The 21468-nt window shown below is 59.4% G+C and carries 20 protein-coding genes; 8 read left to right on the top strand and 12 right to left on the bottom strand.

Annotation, left to right across the window (positions count from 1 at the left end; genetic code table 11):
* Positions 1 to 224 precede the first annotated feature (224 nt).
* The 6 genes from H8695_RS11045 to H8695_RS11020 form a co-directional block, all read right to left on the bottom strand.
* On the bottom strand, positions 225 to 1361 hold the full coding sequence (locus H8695_RS11045) for a sodium ion-translocating decarboxylase subunit beta (RefSeq protein ID WP_346726816.1): 1137 nt from the start codon (positions 1359 to 1361) through the stop codon (positions 225 to 227).
* A gap of 42 nt (positions 1362 to 1403) precedes the next feature.
* Positions 1404 to 1802 carry a biotin/lipoyl-containing protein gene (locus H8695_RS11040; RefSeq protein ID WP_249301678.1) on the bottom strand — a complete coding sequence of 133 codons (399 nt, stop codon included), beginning with the start codon at positions 1800 to 1802 and terminating at the stop codon, positions 1404 to 1406.
* A gap of 15 nt (positions 1803 to 1817) precedes the next feature.
* Positions 1818 to 2144 carry an OadG family protein gene (locus H8695_RS11035; protein ID WP_249301677.1) on the bottom strand — a complete coding sequence of 109 codons (327 nt, stop codon included), beginning with the start codon at positions 2142 to 2144 and terminating at the stop codon, positions 1818 to 1820.
* 13 nt (positions 2145 to 2157) lie between these two features.
* Complete coding sequence (locus H8695_RS11030) at positions 2158 to 3540, bottom strand: pyruvate carboxylase subunit B (RefSeq protein WP_249301675.1); 1383 nt, start codon at positions 3538 to 3540, stop codon at positions 2158 to 2160.
* A 119-nt stretch (positions 3541 to 3659) separates the two neighbouring features.
* A complete protein-coding gene (locus H8695_RS11025; protein ID WP_249301694.1) occupies positions 3660 to 3815 on the bottom strand; it encodes a hypothetical protein in 156 nt (51 codons plus the stop codon).
* Positions 3816 to 3828: 13 nt separating this feature from the next.
* Positions 3829 to 4962, bottom strand: a complete 1134-nt coding sequence (locus tag H8695_RS11020; RefSeq protein ID WP_249301673.1) for a sodium ion-translocating decarboxylase subunit beta — start codon at positions 4960 to 4962, stop codon at positions 3829 to 3831.
* Positions 4963 to 5269: 307 nt separating this feature from the next.
* On the opposite strand from H8695_RS11020, the gene H8695_RS11015 reads away from it, so the two are divergent.
* Positions 5270 to 7303 (top strand): sodium-translocating pyrophosphatase, encoded by a 2034-nt coding sequence (locus tag H8695_RS11015; protein ID WP_249301670.1) that lies wholly within the window; start codon positions 5270 to 5272, stop codon positions 7301 to 7303.
* 53 nt (positions 7304 to 7356) lie between these two features.
* Here H8695_RS11015 and H8695_RS11010 read toward each other — a convergent pair whose 3' ends face one another.
* The 4 genes from H8695_RS11010 to H8695_RS10995 form a co-directional block, all read right to left on the bottom strand.
* The gene (locus H8695_RS11010) at positions 7357 to 8835 is read right to left on the bottom strand and encodes a S1C family serine protease (protein WP_249301668.1); all 1479 of its coding nucleotides are present in this window, start codon (positions 8833 to 8835) and stop codon (positions 7357 to 7359) included.
* A gap of 17 nt (positions 8836 to 8852) precedes the next feature.
* The gene (locus H8695_RS11685) at positions 8853 to 10289 is read right to left on the bottom strand and encodes an ATP-binding protein (protein WP_249301666.1); all 1437 of its coding nucleotides are present in this window, start codon (positions 10287 to 10289) and stop codon (positions 8853 to 8855) included.
* Between the two features lie 19 nt (positions 10290 to 10308).
* A complete protein-coding gene (locus tag H8695_RS11000) occupies positions 10309 to 11016 on the bottom strand; it encodes a response regulator transcription factor (RefSeq protein ID WP_249301664.1) in 708 nt (235 codons plus the stop codon).
* A 261-nt stretch (positions 11017 to 11277) separates the two neighbouring features.
* Positions 11278 to 12018, bottom strand: a complete 741-nt coding sequence (locus tag H8695_RS10995; RefSeq protein WP_249301662.1) for a helix-turn-helix domain-containing protein — start codon at positions 12016 to 12018, stop codon at positions 11278 to 11280.
* Between the two features lie 406 nt (positions 12019 to 12424).
* Here H8695_RS10995 and H8695_RS10990 point away from each other — a divergent pair, with 406 nt between their 5' ends.
* From H8695_RS10990 to H8695_RS10960, 7 genes are all read left to right on the top strand, one after another.
* Positions 12425 to 13093, top strand: coding sequence for a class II aldolase/adducin family protein (locus H8695_RS10990; RefSeq protein ID WP_249301660.1), 669 nt, complete (start codon positions 12425 to 12427; stop codon positions 13091 to 13093).
* Complete coding sequence (locus tag H8695_RS10985) at positions 13050 to 13727, top strand: class II aldolase/adducin family protein (protein ID WP_249301658.1); 678 nt, start codon at positions 13050 to 13052, stop codon at positions 13725 to 13727. The genes H8695_RS10990 and H8695_RS10985 overlap by 44 nt, the downstream gene beginning before the upstream one ends.
* 46 nt (positions 13728 to 13773) lie before the next feature.
* Positions 13774 to 14484: a hypothetical protein gene (locus H8695_RS10980; RefSeq protein ID WP_249301656.1), complete on the top strand. Its 711-nt coding sequence runs from the start codon at positions 13774 to 13776 to the stop codon at positions 14482 to 14484.
* Positions 14485 to 14580: 96 nt separating this feature from the next.
* On the top strand, positions 14581 to 14928 hold the full coding sequence (locus H8695_RS10975) for a tautomerase family protein (RefSeq protein ID WP_249301654.1): 348 nt from the start codon (positions 14581 to 14583) through the stop codon (positions 14926 to 14928).
* A gap of 42 nt (positions 14929 to 14970) precedes the next feature.
* Entirely contained in the window at positions 14971 to 16482 is a 1512-nt protein-coding gene (locus tag H8695_RS10970; protein WP_249301652.1) for a xylulokinase, read from the top strand.
* Positions 16483 to 16810: 328 nt separating this feature from the next.
* Positions 16811 to 17905 (top strand): redox-regulated ATPase YchF, encoded by a 1095-nt coding sequence (gene ychF / locus H8695_RS10965; RefSeq protein ID WP_249301649.1) that lies wholly within the window; start codon positions 16811 to 16813, stop codon positions 17903 to 17905.
* A gap of 60 nt (positions 17906 to 17965) precedes the next feature.
* Complete coding sequence (locus H8695_RS10960) at positions 17966 to 18673, top strand: heparan-alpha-glucosaminide N-acetyltransferase (RefSeq protein WP_249301640.1); 708 nt, start codon at positions 17966 to 17968, stop codon at positions 18671 to 18673.
* 47 nt (positions 18674 to 18720) lie between these two features.
* Here the strand turns inward: H8695_RS10960 and kdpC are convergent, their stop codons facing one another.
* On the bottom strand, positions 18721 to 19383 hold the full coding sequence (gene kdpC / locus H8695_RS10955; RefSeq protein WP_249301637.1) for a potassium-transporting ATPase subunit KdpC: 663 nt from the start codon (positions 19381 to 19383) through the stop codon (positions 18721 to 18723).
* 16 nt (positions 19384 to 19399) lie between these two features.
* On the bottom strand, positions 19400 to 21466 hold the full coding sequence (kdpB, locus tag H8695_RS10950; protein WP_249301635.1) for a potassium-transporting ATPase subunit KdpB: 2067 nt from the start codon (positions 21464 to 21466) through the stop codon (positions 19400 to 19402).
* Between the last annotated feature and the right edge of the window lie 2 nt (positions 21467 to 21468).

Raw genomic sequence — 21468 nt, 5'->3', positions numbered from 1 at the left:
ATCACTTCCAAATCCCTCTTGTCAACCCTTTTTTTCTTCTTCCTCTCCAAAAAGGGCCTGTCCGTTCGAGTGCTTCCCTATAATACCATCTCCATACCCCCACTGTCAAGCTCATTTTTACACACTTTTCACCCCTTTTTTTCGGTGTCTCTATATATGGCGAAAACGGCGCCCGAAAGCGCCGTTTTGCCACAAGATCTATTCCTTATTATATAAGGTTATTTTTACTGGAACATCGCCAGCAGGAAGCCTGCCGCGACAGCGGAGCCGATGACACCGGCGACATTCGGGCCCATGGCGTGCATGAGCAGGAAGTTCGCAGGGTTGGCTTTCTGGCCCTCAACCTGGGAGACACGCGCCGCCATCGGCACGGCGGAGACGCCGGCAGAACCGATCAGCGGATTCACCTTGCCCTTGGTCAGCCAGTACAGCAGTTTGCCGAGCAGCAGACCGCCGATGGTGCTGAACGCAAAGGCAATGAGGCCCAACACGATGATTTTAATGGTGGACGGGCTGAGGAAGGTCTCGGCTTTCGCAGTGGCACCGACGGTGACGCCGAGGAAGATGGTGACGATGTTCATCAGCGCATTCTGCACGGTGTCGCTCAGACGGGCGACCACGCCGGACTCGCGGAAGAGGTTGCCGAGCATCAGGCAGCCGAGCAGCGGCGCGACCGACGGCAGAAGCAGGCAGACGAGAACGGTGACCACGATCGGGAAGATGATCTTCTCGGCCTTGGATACCTCGCGCAGCGTCTTCATCTCGGTCTCGCGCTCTTTTTTGGTGGTGAGCAGACGCATCAGCGGCGGCTGAATCAGCGGAATCAGCGCCATATAGGAGTAGGCCGCAATGGCGATGGCCGGCAGCAGATGCGGGGCGAGACGGGTCGTCAGGAAGATGGCCGTCGGGCCGTCGGCGCCGCCGATGATGGCGATGGAGGCCGCCTCCTGCGGGGTGAAGTTGAGCAGGCTCGCGATGATAAATGCCACATAAATTCCAAGCTGAGCGGCGGCGCCGAGCAGCAGGGAGATCGGGTTCGAGAGCAGCGGCCCAAAGTCGGTCATAGCGCCGACGCCGAGGAAGATCAGCGACGGGTAGATGCCGAGTTTGACGCCCTGGTAGAGGTAGTAGAGCAGACCGCCGATCTGGCCGTTGGCAGGCTCCGCCATCAGGCCCGCGAGCGGCAGATTTGCAAGCAGCACGCCGAACGCGATCGGCAGCAGCAGCAGCGGCTCAAACTTTTTGACAATGGCGAGATACAGCAGCACGAAGGCGACGAGAATCATGACGCCCTCCTGCCAGGTCATCTGGGTGAACCCGGAGGTCATCCAGATGTTCTTGATGACTTCCCCCACGTTGATGGAGGCGGCAGCTAACGCAGAAAACATCTTATCCGCCCCCCTTTAATTGAGGACAACAAGGACGTCACCTGTGTTGACCGTTGCGCCGTTCTGGGTCGCGATCTGCGCGACGACGCCGTCTCTCGGAGCGACGATGTCGTTCTCCATCTTCATGGCCTCGAGCACGACGAGGACCTGCCCGCGGGTAACCGATGCGCCCTGTGTGACCTTGACGCTCAGAATGGTGCCGGGCATCGGGCTCTTGATCTGCTCACCGGCAGCGGTCGGAGCGGCGGCAGGCGCCGCAGCGGGCGCCGGCGCAGCAGCCGGGGCAGGAGCAGCAGCGGGAGCGGCCGCAGCGGGCGCCGCGACCGGCGTGTTGACAACGCTCAGCACTCTGGCCTCGCCCTTTTCCACTTCCACTTCATAGTCTTTTCCATTCAGTGTGACTTTGTATTTCATGGTGTTCCCCTCCAATTAATCTAAGGCTTTGATGGACTTGAAGTAAAGCTCATCAAGCGGGATGTCGGTCTCGTTGCTGACAATCGCCATAATCATCGCGGCGGTCTTGTCGTCCACATTGGTGAGCTTGACCGCATTGGGCAGAGACGGGGCCGCCGCTGCGGCCACAGGTGCTGCCGCGGGAGCGGCGGCTGTCTCGGTCTTCTCGCTCTTCTTCGGTACAAACAGGCCCACGAGCTTCGAGAGAACCATGATGAACAGGCTCAGCGCAATCAAAACAACAAATACGACGGCAATACCGAGCAGGCCGACGAGGATGCTGTCTATGAGACTATACGGCATCGTAAACTCCCCCTTAACCTTCCAATTTTACAATGGAGTACTGGGCGGTGTTGGACTTGCGTTCCTCTCTCGCCTCAAAGAACTTCATTGCCTGCTGCGGGAATGCGACATAGCTGAGCACATCCTCGTCGCTCTGAGCATACTGTTTGCATTCCTCCTTCGCCGCCTCAAAACCGGGGGCGAGGGTCTCGGCATAGCGCCCGGTGATGGGCTGCTCGTCGCCGAGGACTTTCTTGATCAGATCGGGGTCAACCACGCCCGGCGCCTTGCCGTACTCGCCTTTGACATAGCTCTTGACCTCTTTGGCGAGGTTTTTGTAGCGCTCGCCGAGCAGCACATTGAATGTGGACTGCACGCCGACCATCTGGCTCATCGGGGTGACCAGGGGCGGATAGCCGAGATCCTTGCGGACGTTCGGGATCTCCGCGAGCACCTCGTCGAGGCGGTCGAGAGAGTTCTGTGCCTTGAGCTGTGCGAGCAGATTCGAGAGCATGCCGCCCGGAACCTGGTAGGTCAGCGCGTCGGGGTTGGTGGTCAGCACGAACGGATTGAGCGTGCCGTTGTCGATATACTGGTTGAAGATCGGCTTGAAGAAGTCGTTGATCTCCTTGAGCACTTTGAAGTCGAGGTCAACTTCATAGCCCATCTGCTTGAGCGAGTAGGCGAGCGCCTCGGTGGAGGGCTGTGAGGTGCCGCCGGAGAACGTGGAAATGGCGGTGTCGATGACCTCGGCGCCCGCTTCGACCGCTTTCATCAGGGTCATCGGGCCAAGGCCGGTGGTGGCGTGGGTGTGGACCACGATTGGGACCTTGACGGTCTCCTTGAGGGCCTTGACAAGGTCGTAGGCCTCCTGCGGGCCCATGATGCCGGCCATGTCCTTGATGCAGATGGTGTCAGCGCCCATGTCCTCCATCTGTTTGCCGAGCTTGGCAAACGCCTCGACCGTGTGGACGGGGCTCGTGGTGTAGCAGAGAGCGGCGGACGCAATCGCCCCGCACTTCTTGGTCTCATCCATGGCGACCTCGATGTTTCTCAGGTCGTTGAGCGCGTCGAAGATGCGGATGATGTCCATGCCGTTTTCGACGGACTTTTTGACAAACAGACGCACGATGTCATCGGGGTAGTGCTTGTAGCCGAGGATGTTCTGCCCGCGCAGGAGCATCTGGAGCTTTGTGTTCGGGCAGGCCGCCTTGATCTTGCGCAGTCTCTCCCACGGGTCTTCGTTCAGGTAGCGCAGACAGGAGTCGAACGTCGCACCGCCCCAGCACTCCAGCGAATAGAAGCCGGCCTTGTCCATCGTCTTGAGGATAGGCTCGAACTCCGAGAACGGAAGTCTCGTCGCAATCAGCGACTGATTCGCGTCACGTAGAACGGTCTCTGTGAATTGGACTTTCATGATATATCTCTACCTCCTTAAAAAATACAAAAATCTATCATATTCAAATTGTCTTTTTGTTAGAAATTAGACAATTCGGATGTGAAGCTACCCTCTCGCAGCCGCGGGATACAGGACTGCTAATTGGAAGCGCCGCCGCTCTCGTCTGACATTTTGCCGAGCACGAGCGTGACGAGATAGATGACAAGGATGACGGCAAAGATGCCGAGCATCCCCTTGCCCATAATGGGCAGAGTGGTCAGAAACTGTTGAAAATTGGCCGCGAAATCAAACATCTGTGCTGCCTCCTCAAATCATTTTCGACACAATGTCGATGATCAGGCCGCCCGCGATGACTGAGGCGATCTGCCCCGAGACATTTGCGCCGACCGCGTGCATGAGCAGATGGTTCGAGGGATCCTCCTTGAGGCCCATCTTCTGTACCACCCGCGCCGACATGGGAAACGCCGAAATGCCCGCGGCGCCGATCATGGGGTTGATCTTCTCTTTCGAGAAGAGGTTGATGATCTTGGCAAACAGAACGCCGCCGATGGTGTCAAACACAAAGGCCACAAGGCCCAGGCACATGATGAGAATGGTCTCAACTGTGACAAATTGGTCGGCACGCATACGCGCCGCAATGGTAAAGCCCAGCAGGAGCGTGACGAGGTTGGCAAGCACTTTCTGCGCCGTCTCGCTAAGCGACTCGAGCCGCCCGCACTCCCGGATGAGGTTGCCGAACATCAGGCAGCCGACCAGGGGCGACGAGGCGGGCGCGACCAGGCCCGCGATGACCGACACAATGATCGGGAACAGAATGCGCGCGCGGCGCGAGACAGACTTTGGCTGGTAGGGCATGCGGATCATGCGCTCTTTTTTTGTGGTGACAAGCCGGATCGCCATCGGCTGGACAATCGGGACCAGCGCCATGTAGGAGTAGGCAGCCACTGCGATGGCACCCATGTAGCTGCTGCCGAGGATGTTTGAGACGAGAATCGACGTCGGGCCGTCCGCCGCGCCGATGATGGCGATGGAGGCCGCATCCTTGAGCGAAAAACCGAGCAGCGACGCCATGGACAGCGTGAAGAAAATGCCAAACTGGGCCGCCGCGCCGAAGAACATCATCTTGGGGTTTGAGAGCAGCGGGCCGAAGTCGATCATCGCGCCGATGCCAATGAACAGAAGCAGTGGGAAAAGTTCGTTTGCGATGCCCGCGTTGAAGAGAATGTCGATGAAACCCTCCACTTTGCCGATGCCGGGCATGATCTGGTCGAGCAGCCCCGTCGAGGGGAGGTTGACCAGAATCGCGCCAAAGCCCATCGGCAGAAGCAGGGCCGGTTCAAAGTCCTTTTTGATTGCGAGGTAAATCAAGACACCGCCGACCGCCCACATGACGATCTGCTGCCATGTCACAGCGAGTATCCCATCTACTAGGAATCCCAAAAAAATCTCTCCTTCTTTTGAGCGCAGTTGCTGCGTCATCATTTGGGACAAACGAAAGATATTCGCAAATTACCGCAGTTTAAATTATACTACAGTTAATCAAGTGTTTTCAACAAAAAAGTTGAGGAAAACAAGTTTCCCCACAAATACCCCCTGAACGGGCTGCCAGACGGCAATCTTAACGGTTTTCTTACGGCCCAATCAATTGACCTCTGCGGCCGGTCCCCATATAATTTGAACGGGCAAACGAAATTGCCGGGCGCCACCGCAGCGCCCGGCCCGTAAAATTGAATAGGGGGAACTGCACATGATTTGGGTCTATCTGGCAATTGCTGTCTCCATTCTGGCTTTTGGTGTGGCCGCCTACTTCTACCAGTGGGTCAGGCGTCTTCCGACTGCCAATGAGAAGCTCGAGCACGTCGGCGCCCTGATTCGCGAGGGCGCGTTCACTTTCCTGCGGCGGGAATACCGGATTCTCGCCCTGTTCATGGCTGTGGTCAGCGCCATCCTCTTTCTGCTGTTTCCAAGCCCCATCTGGTCGGGAGGCTCCATCTGGGACAATGTCATCATGGTAGCCGCCTATGTCTTCGGAACCGCACTCTCGGGGCTTGCCGGCGTCGTCGGCATCTCGATTGCGACCATTGCAAATCTCAAATCGGCTACGGCGGCCTGTGAGGGCATCCGGCCCTCGTTTCTCGCCGGTTTCCGCGGCGGCGCGGTCATGGGACTCGCCGTGGTGGGCACTTCGCTGGCGGGCGCCGCTGTCATCTATCTGATCTCCGGCGACCCCAACATCGTGCTCGGCTTCAGCTTCGGCGCAAGCTCGCTGGCCCTGTTTGCAAAGGCCGGCGGCGGAATTTTTACAAAGACCGCCGACATTGCGGCCGATCTCACCGGCAAGGTTGAACTGGGCATCCCCGAGGACGACCCGCGCAACCCCGCCGTCATCGCCGACAACGTCGGCGACAACGTGGGTGATGTCGCAGGCATGGGCGCCGATCTCTTCGACTCCAACATCGCCGCGATGGCGGCGGCCATGGTGGTCGCTCTGCCTCTCGGACAGATCGACTTCATCTTCTGTCTGTGCACGCTGGGGCTTCTCGCCTCCATCGTCGGTGTGCTGCTCGCGCGCCTGGGCAAAAAGGGCAGCCCCTCCCGCGCGCTCAACGGCGGCACTTACATCACCTGCATCATTTTCACACTTCTGACACTGGGTGCGACGCTGCTTTGCAACTACAGTCTGCGCCTCTGGGGCGCGGCCATCACCGGCATGGTCGTCGGCGTCATCATCGGCGTCACCTCTGACTTCTTTACCGGCGACGACAAAAAACCGGTCGAGCGCGTCGCCCGGGCAAGCGAGAGCGGGCCGGCATTCACCATCCTCTCCGGCTTCTCCTACGGGCTTCTCTCGTCGCTGCCCGCCCTGGTGGGAATCGGGCTGGCGGCCCTCATCTCCTACCACCTCTGCGCGCCGCTCGGCGAGGGCTACGCCATGCTCGGCATTTCAACGGCGGCAATCGGCATGCTCTCCATCGTCGGCATGATCATCTCGAACGACGCCTACGGGCCGATCGTCGACAACGCACGCGGCGTCGCGGAGATGGCCGGGCTCGGCGATCAGGTGCTCACCGTCACCGATGAACTCGACGCGGCCGGCAACACGGCAAAGGCCATCACCAAGGGCTTTTCCATCGGCGCCGCAGGGCTCACGGTCATCGCTCTTCTCGGCACTTTTCAGGAGGTCGTGCGCCAGGCTGCGGGAGTTGTCATCCAATTTGATATGATGAATCCTCTCGTCTTCTTCGGCGCTCTGGTCGGCGCAGCCATCCCGGCGGTCTTCTCGGCCATGCTCATCATGGGCGTCAACCGCAACTCGCAGAAGATGGTCACGGAGATTCACCGTCAGTTCAACACCATTCCCGGGCTCAGGGAGGGCACGGCCATGCCGGACTATGCCCGCTGCATCGACATCGCAACGGTCGGCGCAATCCGCGAGCTCATTCCGGCCGGGCTCACCGCCATTGTGGCGACTCTCGCCGTGGGCTTCATCGGCGGCGTCGAGGCGGTCGGCGGTTTTCTGACCGGCAACATCGTCTCGGGTCTTCTTCTCGCGCTTGTCATGAGCAACGCCGGCGGTCTGTGGGACAACGGCAAAAAATACGTGGAGGCCGGTCACTTTGGCGGCAAGGGCTCCGACGCCCACAAGGCCGCGGTCATTGGCGACACGGTCGGCGATCCTTTCAAGGACACCGCCGGGCCCTCCATCAACACTCAGATCACCGTTGTCTCCCTGATCTCCTCGCTGTTCGCCATGCTGTTTTACACCTGCTCGCTGTTCTGATTCGCGCAGTCAAAAAAGGCGCCCGCATAAAGCGGGCGCCTTTTTATCTGTCTTTATTGCGGCGCCATCAGGACGATCTCGGCGTTGTAGTATTTGCCGTCGCGCCAGAGTACGATCTTGAGCGTGTCGCCCTCCTTGAGGGGGTTGAGAACCTCATTGAGGTCCTCGACGCTTGTGATCTCGACGCCGTTTGCCTTTGTGATGATGTCCTTGGACTGCAGTCCCTTTCGATAGGCGTCGCTGTCGGCTTCCACGGTGTGGATGTAGACGCCCAGCGGGTAGTTCCAGTAGTCCGCCACCTCGGGCGTCACTGTCTCACAGGTGATGCCGATGCGCGGACGATTGACGTTGACGCCGCCCTGGACATAGCCGTTTTGAATGAGCTCGTCGATGATGGGCTTTGCCACATTGATCGGAATGGCGAAACCCAGGCCCTCATACTGGCCACGGCCCATTTTGACCGTGTTGATGCCGATGACCTGACCGTACTGGTTGACCAGCGCACCGCCGGAGTTCCCAGGGTTGATGGAGGCGTCGGTCTGCACAAGAGTCATCGTAATGCCGTCGACCGAGACCTCGCGGTCCACAGCCGAGATGATGCCCTGTGTGACCGAGCCCGCGAGCTCCAGCCCGAGAGGATTGCCGATCGCGAGCGCCATCTCGCCGACCTCGAGCTTGGTGGAGTCGCCGAACTCTGCCACGGGCAGGTCCTGCGCCTCGACTTTGAGCACCGCGAGATCGGAGTTCGTGTCAGAGCCGACAATCCTCGCCTTGTACTCCGTGCCCGCTACATTTTCCCCATTGAACGTGATGACGGTGACGTCGTAGGTGTCCTCCACCACATGGGCATTTGTGATGATGTAGCCGTCGGCCGACATGATGATGCCCGATCCCGAGCTCTGAAACGTCTGGTAGCCCGTCTCGCCGAGTGCGACGATGCCGACCACAACCGGACGCACTTTTTTTGAAATCGCAGGGCCGCTGAGCACACCCGTCTGCGTGGTGGACGGCGGGTCGGGCGTGTCCTGCACATCGAGAGAGGGCTTGTTGCCGCTCTCACCGTCGTCCGGCACACGGCCCGGGTCGCTCACGCCGGGGTTGTCCACCGACGGCAGGCGCTCGGGCGTGTGAAGAGTAAAGCCGTTGCCCATGAAGAGATTGTAGAGCGTCACCCCGGCCAGAGTGAACAGTGACAGGCAGAGAATGACAGCCATGATGACCGCGAAGACCATAAGCCCTCTGTTGCGATTTGCACGCGGTGTGGGCCGACTGAAATAGTCCGGGTGGTAGGGCGGTGCAGGCGGTGCGTCAGAGCCCGCAGGTGGCACCGGCGGCGGTTCGGTCCCGGCGGTCGGCGACGCCGCTGCAGGCGGCTGCTCCGCCGCAGGTGGCTGCTCCACCGCTGGCGGCTGCTCCGCCGCAGGTGGCTGCTCCGCCGCAGGCGGTTGCTCCGCCGCAGGCGGCGCGCAGTCGGGTACGGCGCCCGACAGCTCCTGCGGCCGGTCGCCCGTGGGGGTGTATTCGTCGTTCATGGTGCAGCCTCCTTTGGCTATTTTTCCTCTGTTTCAAGCGGCAGAGAGAAAACGAACTCACAGAATTCGTTTTGCACTGATTTGACGGTGATGCGGCCGCCGTGACGATCAATGATGGATTTGACAATGTAGAGACCGAGTCCCGAGCCGGTCTTGTCGAGCCCGCGGGACTTGTCCGACTTGTAGAAGCGCTCAAACACATAGGGCAGGTCGCTCTCCGGGATGCCGACGCCGGTGTTTTTGACCGAGACATAGACATTCCGGTCGTTCTTATCGCCCCGGGTGATGCTGAGCGTGAGAACGCCGTCCGGATAGGAGAATTTTATGGCGTTATCAATCAAATTATACATGACGCGCGCGATCGCGTCCTCATCGGCGACGACCTCGAAGCGCTCCTCACACAGAGAGAGCTCGACCTGCAGGCGCTTGTTGTTGATCGACTGCTCAAACGAGAGCAGAAGCTTGCGCATTGACTCGCAGATGTCGAAGCGGACCGGGTGGTACTCGATCTGACCCGACTCGATCTTCGACAGTTCCAAAAGCGTGTGCACGAGCTTTGACAGACGCTTGATCTCGTTGGAGACGACGGTCAGATAGTGGCTCTCATCCTCACGCGGGATGGTACCATCGAGAATGCCGTCGATGAAGCCCGAGATGGTCGTCATGGGCGTGCGCAGGTCGTGGGAGACGTTGGCGATGAAGCCGGTTCGCAGTTCCTCAAGCGAGGCAAGAGACGTGGCCATGTTGTTAAACGCCACAGCGAGTTCGGCGATCTCATCGCTGCCGCGCACAGCGACGCGCGTGTTGAAGTTGCCCTTGGCAAAGCTTTTGGCCGCGCGGCTCATCTCCTTGAGCGGCTTGACCATCTGGCGCGTCGAGAAGTAAATCACGATAAAGGTCAGAAACAGCACCGACAGCGACGAGAGAATGAAGATGCGCACCATATTCGAGAGCATCTCCGAGTAGCCCGAAGCTGAGGAGGAGACGAAGACCGACGCGATGAGGTAGCCCTCGCGGTCGAGTACGGGTTCGCCCACGACAAAGCGGTTGTTCGGGTAGAGCCCGCCGAGATTTGACACGCTGCTGAATTCGCCGGTGCTCAGAATGCGCGCAATGGCCGCCTCGGGGACGGTGGTCTCGGTGTTGACGGCCTGGTTTTCCGACGCAAAGAAGAGCTGCCCGTCGGGCAGGGCGACGAGGATGCTGGTGTCGCTGATGTCGGCGAGCAGATTGAGCGTTGAGCGGTAGGTGATCTGCATGGCATAGGTGTTGTTTTCGCTGAGCGTCACGGTCAGCTCCGAAATTTTTCCGGCGTTGGAGGACATCATCGAGACCTTCTCCTCAAAGGAGTAGCGCTCGGTGAGAAAGAACATGATGCCGGCCAGTGTCGAAAAGCTGAACACGACAATGATCAGAGACACCAGAAAAAATCTGGCTGTAATGCTGTTCGACACCGGTTTTCCTCCCCTCTGGTTACTGTCCGTCCGCGCCCACCACCTCAAACTTGTAGCCGACGCCCCAGACCGTCTTGAGCTCCCACTGGTCCGAGACGCCCTCGAGCTTCTCGCGCAGACGCTTGATGTGCACGTCGACCGTGCGCGAGTCGCCGAAGTAGTCGAAGCCCCACACCTCGTCGAGAAGCTGGTTTCTCGTGTAGACCTTATTGGGGTTGCTCGCGAGATGATAGAGCAGCTCCATCTCCTTGGGGGGCGCGTCGACGGTCTTGCCTTTGATCTTGAGCTCGTAATTTGTCAGATTGACCACCAGATTGTCGTAGGAGACGACCTTGACTTCCTGTTCGCTCTTGGCCGACTCGGTCACGCGGCGCATGACCGCCTTGATGCGCGCGACCACCTCCTTGGTGTCGAAAGGTTTGACGATGTAGTCGTCGGCGCCGAGCTCGAGGCCGAGTACCTTGTCAAAGGTTTCGCCCTTGGCGGTGATCATGATGATCGGGCAGTTCGAGGTCTTGCGGATCTCCTTGCAGACCGACCAGCCGTCGAGCTTGGGCATCATGATGTCGAGCAGAACCATGTCGGGCTTGGAGAGGCCGAATTTCTGCACAGCGTCCTCGCCGTCGACCGCGATGGTGACCGTAAAGCCCTCCTTGGCAAGATACAGCCGCAGCAGCTCGCAGATATTCTTGTCGTCGTCGCAGACGAGAATTTTGATGTTGTCCATCTTCCGCCTCCTGTTTGTTTCGTTTTCTATTCTATTAGTATACCACAGCCCGCCGCCATTTCAACGAAAACGCGCACAGCCCGAGCGAAATCTTCCAAGACGGCGGCACGCTCTGCCGCCGGGTTTGCAGCTGTATTTATTATGGAGCAAGCCGGTCGCAAAAGGATTAACAAACGGTTAATTTTTGCGCCCTGTCAAAAGACGCCGCCTGCGATATCGCAGGCGGCGTCTTTCTCTGCACCGGAACCGGTCCCGCTGAAGTCAGTCCGGCCGGCGCAGTTCAAGGATTCGCATGGTGTAGTTCTGCACGGCGAAGTAGGCGTTGTGATATTGAAATCGCTTCAGGTCGTCACGGGTGAAGCAGAGCGCATCGTAAATCCACTTTGTGTCGCGAATCGGCACAGTGCTCAAAAGAAAGGTGCCCGCCAGCGGGTAGCGGCCGCCGACCGGGAAATTGACGACAAACGCAATGGTGCACTGGTAATCGCCCAGGCGCGCGGGGATCTCCATGATACAGGTGTCGTCGTCATGCAGCGCGTTGGTCAGAAACAGCCGGGTGAACGAGTCACTTCGCCTCACCTTGCCGGAGAAGAGAAACTCATAGTGCTGCACATTCTCCTCGGAGTCGATGTTCATATAGCATGTGGCCGTGTCGCTGCCCATGATAAGAAGCGATTTTTGCAGCGTCGCCTTGTCATAGCTCATGATGGAGTAGCAGTAGTAACGCTCGAACTGCTGCTCTGCGGCAGCGTCTCCGCGGGCCGAATAGAGCGGTGCAGACATCCTGCCGGAGTTTTCAAGCAGTGCCGCAATGGGAACGTCCAGGGCGAGGGCAATCTCCTGCAGCGTCACGATATCGAGCGCGACGTCACCGCGCTCGTATTTTGACAGAACCGATTTGCTTCTGTGCAGAAGCCTGGAAAAGGACTCGAGAGTATGCCCTCGCGCCTTGCGAAAATGGCGGATGCGCCCTCCGACCTCCGTGCAAATGTCGTTGCCCATAAGAACCTCCTGATTCCGTCAAGAGCAGACGTTCGTTCTATCTTTCTCAAATGCAGAAGCTGCAGGCCGTCTGCATGCTGATTATAGCATAACAAAAATCTCTTAAAAAGATACTTTCCCTTGAAAAAAGCGGCAATGTCTGCCGCACAAAAACGTTCTTGCCGCCCAGAGCGTTAAAATTCCAATTTCATGACCCAGAATCGTTCAAAAAGTATCAAAACATGAAACAGACAAATTTGAAAGCCGCTGACCCGAATGCTACTCTGTGTTTGAAAATTCCGCATGTCGGCTGTCTCAGGGGCCGGATATCTGTTCCCTCCTCAGGCACCGGCGCCGCGCTGCGGCAGCATGTCCGGCGAATCCCGCAGGAGGCGCTGCAAGACGATCGGCAGAGGAGGTATGTCCCATGCAAACCGCACACTCTTTGAACCCCCACTATTTCGAGCTCTGTGCGCAGGGTACACGCCGGATACTGGAGGAGGGGTTCACCCCCGCGCGCGGCGGGGACATCAGCCTGCGCGATCCGGCAACGAATCTTGTCTATGTCTCAGCGGGTCTCGCCGACATTCCTTTTCCCTGCAGCAGCTTTTCCGAGGTCGAGGCGCCGGATCCGGCGGTCTTCACTCTCGACGGAAAGCAGCTGTGCGGTGATAAGCTCGCGACCATCGAGCTGCCCATGCACCTTGCCATTCTCCGCGCCCGACCGGACGTCCACTGCGTTTTGCACACACACGCGCCGTGGTCGACCGTCTTTGCCATGATCGGGCGGGAGCTGCCCCGCTTCCCGCTGGAGCAGGAGGCCTGGGGCCCGAGCTTCTCCGTCTCCACTGCCGGCTATGCGCCGGCGGGCGCGATGGAGGTCGGCGACTTCGCCGTTGAGGCACTCGGCGACCGGCCCGCCGTCATGCTGGCCTGCCACGGTGCGGTCGCCGTGGGAGAGAGCATGGAGCGCGCCTTTGCAAACGCCCGGCTTCTGGAGAAGCAGGCGCTTACATTCGCATACGAAAAACTGCTGACAGGAGGATATGAAAATGGCCTACAAAATGGACCCCCGAATCAACATGTGTCTGCTTGAGCAGTGCGCCGAGGGAACGCGCCGCATCATGAAAGAGGGCTTTACTCCCTCACGCGGCGGCGACATCAGTCTGCGCGACCCTAGCACCGGTCTGATCTATGTCTCTGGAAATCTGAAAGATCTGCCGTTCCCCTACGCAACCTTTCTGGAGTTCCGCGCCCAAGACATCGCCGTCTTTGAACCGGACGGCACGCTTGTGTCCCCCTGGGCGGTCGGCACAATTGAGATGCCGATGCATCTGGCGATCATGCGCGCCCGGCCGGATGTCAACTGCGTGCTTCACACTCACCCGCAGTGGTCGACCGTCTTCGCCATGACGCATAAGGACATCCCGCTCGTACTGACCGAGCAGAGCTACCACCTCGGCGGTGAAATTCGCACGGCGAAGTACGCCCCCGCGGGCGCGATGGAGGTCGGCGACTATGTCGTGGAGGCGCTCGGCGACCGAAATGCCGTCCTGATGGACGCGCACGGCTCGGTCGCTGTCGGCGAGCGCATGGACATGGCGTTCGCCCACGCCCACTATCTGGAAAACGTCGCGCAGAAAGCGATTTTCGCAAGTCTGCTCGACCGCCTCTACCCGCTCAAAGAGGATGAAATCCTCGCGGATCACTTCATGGAGGGTACAGCTTAATTTCACCGCAGATCTCATCCATATTTTACAAAAGGAGTCGATACCCATGATCAACTGTGTTGCCATGCTGACCCGCAACGATATTACGGTTCCCAACGCGATGGAGGTTGTGCGCGAAAACAGCCACGCCAAAGCGGAATACTGGGGATTCAAGGACGTCGGTGTGACATTCGAACAGGGCGAGGCCCTGATTCAGGCGATGCAGGCCGCCGGCAAGAAAGTCGTTCTCGAGCCGCTCACGCGCGATGAGGAAACGGCAAATAAATGGGCACAGCTTGCCGTGCGCTACCACTGCGCGGCCTATCTCGGCTTTTTCTTCAAAAGTGTCAGCGACACGCTCAGAGCGGGCGGTGTTCTCCACTTTACACCCTTTGGACGCCGCAATGCCGACGAGCGGCTGCTCGGCACGCTCGACGAGCTCAGGCAGGCCGCTCTGGAACTCATCGACCAGGGCGCTGCGGGCATCCGCATGTCCGCCTACCGCTGGATTGAGGGCGATCCCGCGCTGCTTGCGAGCACCCTCAAAGCGGAGTTCAACGCGCGCGGCGTACCGTTCATGATGACCGGTTCTGTCAGCGATTACAACATGCTCGACGTCATCAGGGAGATGCAGCCCTGGGGCATCACCGTTGGCGGCGCGCTGTTTGACGAGGGAAAATTCGGCGGCGGTACGGTTGCCGAGCGCATCGACCGAATCAACGAGTACTGCAACAGCGAGCTTGCCGTGCCTGCGGCGGCCGGTGCACCGGTGCGCTGAGCGAAACATATTTGCGGCCGGCTTTCGGCTGATGTAAAATGGTGTGGAAGCCTTTTCCACTCAGGAGAGGCCAAATTTGAAGCAGGAGGAATTACCATGCCGTGTATCAGATGCACCGTAAACCAGAAGTTGAATGATCAGCAGAGACAGGCCCTCAAGGAGGGGCTGATGGAGGCCATCCAGCAGATTCCAGGCAAGACGCCGGACTCGCTGATGATCATTCTGCAGGATGCGGCGGACATGTGCTTTCACCGGGACAGCGAGACGGCCTGCGCCTTTGTGGAAGTGAATGCGCTGCTCAGAAAGGATCCCTCGGAGCACTACCCCGCGATGAGTAAAATCATCTGCGAGCTGCTCACGCGCGTCGCAGGCATCGCGGGAACCGACGTCTACATCCGGTATCTTGCAACGCCGGACTGGGGCTGGAACGGAACAAATTTCTAGCCCTCGAAAAGTCATTTCAATCACGACGGGAGGAGATTTCGCATGGCCGAGTACTTAATGGGAGTGGATCTGGGCACCGGCGGCTGCAAGATCACCCTGATAGACACCAGGGGACGCTTCGTCTGCGACGGCTATGCCGAATATCCCTCTCATCACCCTCATGTGGGGTGGGTGGAACAGAGTCCCAAAGACTGGTTTCCCGCCGTCTCAAAGGCCCTGCACAGGGCGGCCGAGGCGGGCGGAGTCGACCCGCGCGACATCATCGGTCTCTCAGTTGACGCCTCGGCGCACAACATGGTCCTGCTCGGCCGGGGCGGCGAGGTGCTGCGCGACACCATCATGTGGCAGGATCAGCGGGCCCGGCAGGAGGTCGCATTCCTCAGGGAAAACCATCTCAGGCTCATTGAGGACACCACCTTCGCCACGCCCAGCGCCACATGGTCTCTGCCGCAGCTTCTCTGGCTGCGCACACATGAGCCGCATATCTTTGAAAAAATCGACAGAATCCTGTTTATTGACGACTATGTGCGCTTTCAGCTCACCGGGAACATCTCCACCACCCACATACAGGCGCAGGGCTCTCTGCTGTTCGACAATGTGCACATGCGCTGGTCACCGGAGCTCATCGCGCTGACCGGTCTCTCTGCGGATGTGTTCCCGCCGGTGAAGCGGGCGACCGACATCGCCGGCCACGTGACAGCGCAGGCCGCGCAGCTTCTCGGGCTGCGCGAGGGAGTCCCCGTTGTGATGGGCGCCTCGGACACGGCCATGGAGAGCTACAGCGTGGGCGGCCTGAAGCCCGGCGACTGCGTTTTGAAGATGGCTACGGCGGGCGGAATCAGTGTGTTTCGCAATGTGGGCGAGCGCTTTGAGGACACCTTTGCCTACTCCCATGTGGTGGACGGCGTCTGGTATTACGCCCGGGGAACGGTCTCGGCCGCGCAGGCGCTGCGCTGGTACCGGGACACGTTCTGCAAAGCGGAACTCGCCCGGGAGCAGAACGGCGGCCCGAATACCTACCAGCTTCTCGACCGGGAGGCGGAAGCCGTCTCCCCCGGCGCGGACGGCCTCTTCTTTCACCCGTACATGTCCGGCGAACGCGCCCCATACTGGGATCCGAAGCTGCGCGCTTCGTTCACGGGCTTCTCCTCGATGCACACCCGCGGGCACTTCAACCGCGCCATTTTAGAGGGGGTCACGTTCTCTCTTCGCCAGTGCTTTGAGATTATGGAGCGCTTCGGGACAGTCGAGAGGATCTCCTTTGTGGGCGGCGGGGCCAAATCTCCGCTGTGGCGCGGGATCCTGGCCGACGTCTTCAACCGCACCATTGTCAAGTACCGGCGCGACGACTCCTCGCTCGGCGCGGCGATGCTCGCCGGGGTGGCGCTCGGCGTCTTCTCCTCCCACGAGGAGGCGGTGAAAAAGACCGCCCAGGTCGACTGCGTCACCGAGCCGAACCCCGAAAACGTCGAGAAGTACGAGAAGTGCTACCCAATCTATGTTGAAATCCACGACGATCTCGTCAACACCTATCACAAATACGAGAACGACTGACGCCGCGCCACGGCGTCAGTCCTGTAACCTCTCCTTTCGGGCCGGTGCGTTTGCACCGGCCCGAAAGTCGTCCAGAGAGCATCTTACCTCAGGCGGCGCTCCCGGCGGCCTGCACTCAGCCGGGGCAGCGCGAAAAAGGCGGAGGCCCGGCGCAGTTCGCTCTTGAGCCCCCGGAGCCCTTATGTTACAATAAAAGATACTGCATGGCCCTGACTGCCCGGCGGGCGCCGGTTTGCTTTCGAGCGGGTGCGCCCCGCGCGTCTGCGCCGCCCGGGCAGCATCTGATAAAACCCGCAACACCACAGATACAAAGGAGATACAGGCAACTATGAAACTGGGAATCGTCGGGCTGCCGAACGTCGGCAAGAGCACGCTCTTCAACGCCATCACCAATGCCAAGGCCGAGTCGGCCAACTATCCTTTCTGCACCATTGAGCCGAACGTCGGCGTGGTCGCCGTACCGGACGAGCGCCTCGACGCGCTCGCCGAGATGTACCACCCCGAAAAAGTCACGCCCGCCGTGGTCGAGTTCGTCGACATCGCAGGGCTTGTCAAAGGCGCGTCCAAGGGCGAGGGGCTCGGCAACAAGTTCCTCTCCCACATTCGTGAGGTCGACGCCATCGTGCATGTGGTACGCTGCTTTGAAGATGACAACATCACCCACGTCGACGGGTCCATCGACCCGGCACGCGACATTGAGAACATCAACCTCGAGCTGATCTACTCGGACATCGACATGGTGGAAAAGCGCATCGACAAGGCGCGCAAACTCGCCAAGGCCGACCGGAAATTCGAGGCCGAGGCCGCTCTCTTCGAGCGGCTGCTCGCCCGGCTCAACGAGGGAAAGCCCGTGCGCGGCTTTGAGATGACCGATGACGAGCGCGAGCTCGTGCGCGGCGTATCGCTGCTCTCGGCAAAGCCCGTGGTGTACGCGGCCAACCTCTCGGAGGAGGACTTCCGCCACAACATTGAGACCAACTCCGGCTACCAGACCCTGTGCCGCATCGCGGCCGATGAGGGCGCTCAGGTGCTGCCGGTCTGCGCCCGGCTCGAGGAGGAGATCACCGAGCTCGACCCGGAGGAAAAGCAGATGTTTCTCAGCGACCTCGGGCTCACCGAGTCGGGGCTCGACCGCCTCATCCGGGTGAGCTACCGGCTGCTCGGCCTGATCAGCTACCTCACGGCGGGCCAGCCGGAGGTGCGCGCCTGGACCATCGTTGAGGGCACCAAGGCCCCCCAGGCCGCGGGCAAGATCCACAGCGACTTCGAGCGCGGTTTCATCCGCGCGGAGGTCGTCTCCTATGAGGATCTGATGGCCTGCGGCTCCATCGCCGCAGCCAAGGAAAAGGGCCTCTACCGCAGCGAGGGCAAGGAGTATGTCATGCGCGACGGCGACGTCGTGCTGTTCCGCTTCAATGTCTAATACGGCCCGCCGCCGCATAGGGTATTGGAGGATTCAACACTTTGACACGGAGGCGCTCCCATGACAAAAAAGCGCATCGAGCTCATTGACGCCGCGCGCGGCACGGCCATTCTCGCAATGGTCTTTCACCACGCGCTCTACTCCCTCGAGACCTTTTACGGCTTCTACATTCCCTTTCTCTACACCACCTTTTTCAAGGTGTGGCAGTTCATCTTCGTCATGGTCTTTATGCTGGTCGCGGGCATCTCGTCAAACTTCTCCCGGAGCAATCTGCGCCGCGGCGTGATTGTGCTGGTAGCGGGGTTCGTGGTGACGGCGGTGAGCTGGTACATCGACCCGGCGTCGCCCGTCTACTTCGGGATCCTGCACTTTATGGGCACCTCGATGATTCTCTATGGGCTGCTCGAAAAACCCATTCGCAGAATCCCCGTGAGAGTCGCTCTGCCCCTCTTCACGGCGCTGTTTGCGCTCAACTACTGGGTCTACGCCACGGCGCCGCGCATCGACACGCCCCACCTCTATGTCTTCGGTTTTCCCGATCATGCGTTCTCGTCGCCCGACTACTACCCGCTGCTGCCGTGGTTCTTCCTGTTTCTGGCGGGCACTGTACTCGGCCGGCTCGTCGTGGCGGGCAAATTCCCCCGGTGGTTTTACGAGGTGCGGATTCCTGTTCTCTCCGCCATCGGGCGGCATACGCTGTGGATCTACCTGCTGCACCAGCCGGTGCTCATTGCAGTCTACTCGATTTTTCTCGGCTTTCCCTTTTGAAACAACGGAAAAGCGCGCAGGCAAAATGCCTGCGCGCTTTTTTCTGTCTACTGTTCCCGCGTCAGCCCCATTGCCTGTGCAATGTCGATGTTGCACAGCAGGACGTTGACCGTCGGTTCGCCAAAGACGCCAAAGAGCTTGCCCTGTGTGTGCTCTTCAATGATCTGACGCACCTGCTGCTCCGTAAGGCCGGAAGCGGCGACGACACGCGCTATTTGCACCTCGGCCGACTCAGGCGAGATGTGCGGATCCAGACCGGAGCCGGAGGCTGTCAGCAGATCAGTCGGCACCTCATCGGCACTCACAGTGGGATTGCGTTTCAGAAAGTTCGCAAGATCGGTCTCCACACGCTCCATGAGCGCAGGATTGGACGGGGCGTAGTTGTTTGAGCCGGAGGACAGGCCCGCAAACTCCGTACCGTCGTTGTAGTACTGTTTGCCGTCCTCTCCCTCGACATAGACGTTGTAGTGGTAAGCGGACGGACGGCTCCACAGAAAGCAGTCCTGTGTAAACTCCTGGCCGACATGTTCGGCCCCCACCGTCTTTCCGTCGACGCTCACAAGGGAGCCTGCGGCCTGGTGCGGAAAGAGCAGTGTGCCGAGCCCCGTCAGGGCAAGCGGAAACAGCAGTCCGCAGAGAATCAGCAGTACAATAGTTACAAGCACGGCCTGCCGGCCGCCGCGCAGAAAACTCTTCATGGAATGTTTCATTGCGTCCTCCTCCTATTTAAAGGCCCATAAAGCTCATGCCCATCGCGTTGAGAATCGGGCTGATGATCATGTCGATCAACTTGATTCCGATGAATGGCGTGATGACGCCGCCCACGCCGTAGATCAGCATGTTTCTCGCCAGAATTTTACCCGAGGACATCGGGCGGTATTTGACGCCTTTCATCGCCAGCGGAATCAGCGACGGAATGATCAGGGCGTTAAAGATCAGCGCGGAGAGAATGGCGCTGTATGGGGTCGCCAGATGCATGATATTCAGCACGCCGAGCTGCGGAATCGCCATCATGAACATGGCCGGGATAATGGCAAAGTACTTGGCAATGTCATTGGCAATGGAGAAAGTCGTCAGACTGCCGCGCGTGATCAGAAGCTGTTTGCCAATTTCAACGACCTCGAGGATCTTGGTCGGGTCGCTGTCGAGATCGACCATATTGGCTGCCTCTTTTGCGGCGGTGGTACCGCTGTTCATCGCAAGGCCGACGTTGGCCTGTGCCAGAGCCGGCGCATCGTTGGTGCCGTCGCCGGTCATGGCAACAATCTTGCCCTCGGCCTGCTCCTTTTTGATGACGTCGATCTTGTCCTCCGGTTTGCACTCGGCAATGAATCCGTCGACGCCGGCCTCCTTTGCAATCGTGGCGGCGGTAAGCGGGTTATCCCCCGTGCACATGATGGTTTTGATTCCGATTGCACGCAGCCGGTTGAAGCGTTCCACCATACCTGGCTTTACGGTGTCCTTGAGGTAGATGACGCCCAGAATCCGATTGCCCTCACAGACGCTCAGAGGTGTGCCCCCGAGCCCGGAGATCCTATCCACCTGCTCATGAAGATCAGCGGGAATTTTTCCGCCGAGCTCTTTGACATACTGTTCAATCGCCTCGGCCGCGCCCTTTCGGATCTTTGTGCCGTCGGGCAGATCTATGCCGCTCATGCGCGTCTGCGCGGTGAATTCCTGAAACGTGGAGCCGGGGATTTCGCCGCTGGTGTCACCCAGTTTGCGGGCGAGTTCCAGTGTCGATTTCCCCTCGGGCGTTGTGTCCTGCAGACTTGTGAGCGCGGCGCAGCGCAACAGGTCTCTTCTATCCGCGCCGCCGACCGGAATAAAGTCCGCCGCCAGGCGGTTGCCAAATGTGATGGTGCCGGTCTTGTCGAGAATCATGGTGTCGACGTCGCCGCAGGCCTCAACGGCCTTGCCGGACATGGCAATCACGTTGAAGCGCGTGACGCGATCCATGCCGGCGATTCCGATGGCCGAGAGCAGACCGCCGATGGTGGTCGGAATCAGGCAGACGGCCAGCGCGATCAGCGTGGATATCTGAAGTTGCACGCCGGAGTAGACGCCGATGGGATAGAGCGTGACAATGACGATCATGAAGATGATGGTCAGGGAGACCAGCAGGGTGTTCAGCGCGATCTCATTGGGGGTCTTCTTGCGGGAGGCCCCCTCGACCAGCGCGATCATGCGGTCAAGAAAGCTGTTTCCGGGCTCGGAAGTGATGCGAATCTTGAGCCAGTCGGACACAACGGTCGTTCCGCCTGTCACCGAGCAGAAATCCCCGCCAGACTCACGGACTACCGGGGCAGATTCGCCGGTGATCGCAGACTCGTCCACACTCGCAATGCCCTCGATCACTTCGCCGTCGCCGGGGATGATCTCACCGGCGCTGACCATGACCACATCGCCCTTTTTGAGCTCATTGGAGAGCACGGTCTTCTCTGTTCCATCCTCGCAGAGCAGGCGGGCACTGGTCTCTTTCTGGGTCTTCTTCAGGCTCGCCGCCTGCGCCTTGCCGCGGCCCTCTGCCACCGACTCGGCAAAGTTCGCAAAGAGAACGGTAACAAAGAGGATCACCGAGACGATGATGTTGTAAGCTCTCAGATTTGAGCCGACATCGCCGAACAGATTTGGAAAGAAAGAGAGAACCAGGGTGATGAAAAAGCCGATCTCCACCACAAACATCACGGGATTTTTCATCATATAGCGCGGATTCAGTTTGGTAAAGGAGCCAATCACCGCCTGGTGGAAGATCTCAGGTGTGACAAGCTTCTGTTTTTTCTGTTTGCTCATGG

The sequence above is a fragment of the Feifania hominis genome, from assembly GCF_014384765.1.
GTDB classification, from domain to species: domain Bacteria; phylum Bacillota; class Clostridia; order Oscillospirales; family Feifaniaceae; genus Feifania; species Feifania hominis.
This window is presented reverse-complemented; position numbering and strand designations above follow the sequence as displayed.

What these genes read in the sequence shown, in the direction of transcription:
- H8695_RS10970 (WP_249301652.1), top strand. Translation starts at nt 14,971, where the DNA reads ATGGCCGAGTACTTAATGGGAGTGGATCTGGGCACCGGCGGCTGCAAG.
- kdpC (WP_249301637.1), bottom strand. Translation starts at nt 19,383, where the DNA reads ATGAAACATTCCATGAAGAGTTTTCTGCGCGGCGGCCGGCAGGCCGTG.
- H8695_RS11000 (WP_249301664.1), bottom strand. Translation starts at nt 11,016, where the DNA reads ATGGACAACATCAAAATTCTCGTCTGCGACGACGACAAGAATATCTGC.
- H8695_RS11035 (WP_249301677.1), bottom strand. Translation starts at nt 2,144, where the DNA reads ATGCCGTATAGTCTCATAGACAGCATCCTCGTCGGCCTGCTCGGTATT.
- H8695_RS10985 (WP_249301658.1), top strand. Translation starts at nt 13,050, where the DNA reads ATGGCCTACAAAATGGACCCCCGAATCAACATGTGTCTGCTTGAGCAG.
- H8695_RS11025 (WP_249301694.1), bottom strand. Translation starts at nt 3,815, where the DNA reads ATGTTTGATTTCGCGGCCAATTTTCAACAGTTTCTGACCACTCTGCCC.
- H8695_RS11030 (WP_249301675.1), bottom strand. Translation starts at nt 3,540, where the DNA reads ATGAAAGTCCAATTCACAGAGACCGTTCTACGTGACGCGAATCAGTCG.
- kdpB (WP_249301635.1), bottom strand. Translation starts at nt 21,466, where the DNA reads ATGAGCAAACAGAAAAAACAGAAGCTTGTCACACCTGAGATCTTCCAC.
- H8695_RS10975 (WP_249301654.1), top strand. Translation starts at nt 14,581, where the DNA reads ATGCCGTGTATCAGATGCACCGTAAACCAGAAGTTGAATGATCAGCAG.
- H8695_RS10990 (WP_249301660.1), top strand. Translation starts at nt 12,425, where the DNA reads ATGCAAACCGCACACTCTTTGAACCCCCACTATTTCGAGCTCTGTGCG.
- H8695_RS10995 (WP_249301662.1), bottom strand. Translation starts at nt 12,018, where the DNA reads ATGGGCAACGACATTTGCACGGAGGTCGGAGGGCGCATCCGCCATTTT.
- H8695_RS10960 (WP_249301640.1), top strand. Translation starts at nt 17,966, where the DNA reads ATGACAAAAAAGCGCATCGAGCTCATTGACGCCGCGCGCGGCACGGCC.
- H8695_RS10980 (WP_249301656.1), top strand. Translation starts at nt 13,774, where the DNA reads ATGATCAACTGTGTTGCCATGCTGACCCGCAACGATATTACGGTTCCC.
- H8695_RS11040 (WP_249301678.1), bottom strand. Translation starts at nt 1,802, where the DNA reads ATGAAATACAAAGTCACACTGAATGGAAAAGACTATGAAGTGGAAGTG.
- H8695_RS11015 (WP_249301670.1), top strand. Translation starts at nt 5,270, where the DNA reads ATGATTTGGGTCTATCTGGCAATTGCTGTCTCCATTCTGGCTTTTGGT.
- ychF (WP_249301649.1), top strand. Translation starts at nt 16,811, where the DNA reads ATGAAACTGGGAATCGTCGGGCTGCCGAACGTCGGCAAGAGCACGCTC.
- H8695_RS11010 (WP_249301668.1), bottom strand. Translation starts at nt 8,835, where the DNA reads ATGAACGACGAATACACCCCCACGGGCGACCGGCCGCAGGAGCTGTCG.